This window comes from Micromonospora sp. B11E3, from assembly GCF_039871625.1.
Taxonomy (GTDB): domain Bacteria; phylum Actinomycetota; class Actinomycetes; order Mycobacteriales; family Micromonosporaceae; genus Micromonospora.
Genome location: NZ_JBDPMC010000181.1, coordinates 1 through 2,370 on the forward strand (window position 1 = coordinate 1; position 2,370 = coordinate 2,370).

Sequence of the window (2,370 nt, forward strand, 5' to 3'; positions counted from 1 at the left end):
GCTCAAACTCCAAGTACCAAGCCCGCGGACCCAACGTAGACCGGCATAGCTACAAAGCCACCATCGCGATCGACATCATCACAAACCATTGCGAAACACCCGCCGGACCTTAACCGAGCGGCGTTGGCACTAGTCTGCGTTGTCCGGGCGCCCGTCGATGAGGACTGTGAAGGTGGCGGCATGGTCGGGTGCGCCGTCGGCCATGCTGCGTATCTCCAGCCACGCTGTCATCCTGTTGATCGTCTTGCAGTACCGCAGGAAGGCGCCACCAGCATCACCCTGGTGGATCACGAATCGCCAGCCAGCCGCCTCGATGTCCGGCCCGACGAGGGCGATCAGTTCGCCCAACGCGTATGAGCGATCCACGTTGTACTCACGCCATACGGTCGCAAACTCCGGTCCTGCCGCCTCTTCCCGCTCCCGAGAACCCGGCCGGTGGTCACAGGCGCGCGTGTTGGATGTCTCCTTGAGCAGCCGACCGTTCGGCGGGGTCAGCGAGAATGCCGGATCCTTCTGGTATGCCGTTACCGCGGCAGCTTGGTCGTCCGGAGTGGAGTTGCAACCCCACCAGCGCGTCGTTTGGACTGCCATTGCCGCCAGCGTCAGCAGCGCGGCGGCCACGAGAACTCGGACGACAAGCCGGTTGCGCCGCGACGGGGGGACCGGGTCACCGTCGTTCGTCGTCAATTGATCGCCAAGCCGGGAAGCGCGGGGGTGGGCTCGTTCATGGGTATCTCCGAGGGGGAGCCGCCGTCGTCGGGCTGTGGTTCACGGGCCTTAAATCTAGCGATGTTCTTCGGGTCGTTCAGGACCCTCGGTGAGGATCCGCTGGCGTTCGCGGATGCGGGAGGTGTGCCGTCCACGGAGGCAGGTACAGGGCCCCGTAGTCGAGGCTGGGTGGAGCCACCGTCCTACGAGGTGGTAGTCGATCGGGTGCTGCCGGCCGGGGAGGCCGACCAGTCTGGTGGCGGCAACGAGGCAATCTGCGTCGATTGGGGTGCCGCGCTTCAACGAATCTGCAGCGAGGCGGACCGGTGAGGCAACCTATGCCGGCGAGGAGTTGGCGCAGGTGAGCGAGGGCGAGTCGGAGGAAGTGGTCTTCAGGCGGGAGAGGCGCCGGCCGATCATGGCATCGCCGACCATGGATGGGCAAGGCTCAAGGGCCTCTCGGTCGAGGGATCTTGCGGCGCCACCCAATCGCCTTGGCAACTTTATCGATCGGTGCCTCCAACACCGCCAAGCGGCAGAGGAGCACCCAAGAACATCGTGAGCGGGTCGGCACTCTGGGCGATCTTCGTCGCATGCTGCTGCCACCGCATCGGGACCTTCGAGGCGGGGCGGACAGCTGAGCTGGCCGAGTGAGGTGGCCGCCCCGACGCTGCAACGTCGGGACGGCCGAATTGTCCAGATCTGGATGGAGGCCATGATGAGGACAACAAAGAGACTACTCGCTGTGGTTGGCGCCTTGTCGCTGACCGCACTGGGTGGCGCTCTGGCGGTAGCGGAGCCGGCGCTCGCGGTGGACACACCTCCCCCGCTTGCCGCCGCACAGGTGAAGGGGTCGATCGCCTACCTGCGAGCGGCGTACGGGGTATCGGAGTCCGAGGCACTGCGCCGACTCGATCTGCAGCGGATGAATGCCGTTCTCGACAAGGAGCTGGCCACCCGTTACCCGGACACCTTCGCAGGTGCAGAAATCGATCAGGCTGGCGGTGGGCTGCTGGTCATTCACGCGACCAACCCCACCGTCATTGCTCAGGCTGTCCGCGACGTGCGGGACGTCAGGCACATCAAGGTGGTGAGCGCCAAGTACTCGCTGAAGGAGTTGAACAAGGTAGCTGGGGAAATCGACGCCCAGCTCAACACCCACGGGGGCAAGCACCGCGTCGCCGAGGCAGTAGCCGATGTCCAGCAGAACGTGGTGGTGGTCTATCAGCACGCTGGTGAGCAGCAGGCGGCGAAGGCCAGCGCCGCGGAACGCAAGCGGCTGGAGAATGCGCCCCCGGCCACGGTGGACGCCCGGATCACCCAGGCGACGGCTCGGCACGGGGGTCGGGCCGTGATCCGTCAGATGATCGGCGGCACGGAGAAGATGAAGGTCGCCTCCGGTCCGGCTCTGACCGGCTTGGTCAGCACGCCGAGTTGCAACCCCGAGTACTGCGGCAAGCCGATGCGGGGTGGCCAGCGCCTCGATGTCAAGCGCAATTCGTTGTCGCCCACCTATCCGAGCAGCGACGCATTGAGGCTCTTCGAACTTGAGCGGGGTTTGTGGCTGAGCCGACCCGAGAGTGAAGGGCTCGCAGCCCGTCAGTGATCATCTGAGTGTCTAGTTCGGATGGTCACAAGTGAAGAGCTGCGAGCATGATCAAC

Annotated in this window: 2 protein-coding genes; one reads left to right on the plus strand and one right to left on the minus strand. The window is 65.0% G+C overall.

Features of this window, described 5'->3' with window-relative positions; translation table 11 throughout:
- Positions 1 to 129 precede the first annotated feature (129 nt).
- Complete coding sequence (locus ABGB16_RS33490) at positions 130 to 621, minus strand: hypothetical protein (RefSeq protein ID WP_347672059.1); 492 nt, start codon at positions 619 to 621, stop codon at positions 130 to 132.
- A gap of 742 nt (positions 622 to 1,363) precedes the next feature.
- Between ABGB16_RS33490 and ABGB16_RS33495 the strand changes: the two genes are divergently transcribed.
- Complete coding sequence (locus ABGB16_RS33495; protein ID WP_347672060.1) at positions 1,364 to 2,314, plus strand: hypothetical protein; 951 nt, start codon at positions 1,364 to 1,366, stop codon at positions 2,312 to 2,314.
- Positions 2,315 to 2,370: the final 56 nt, after the last annotated feature.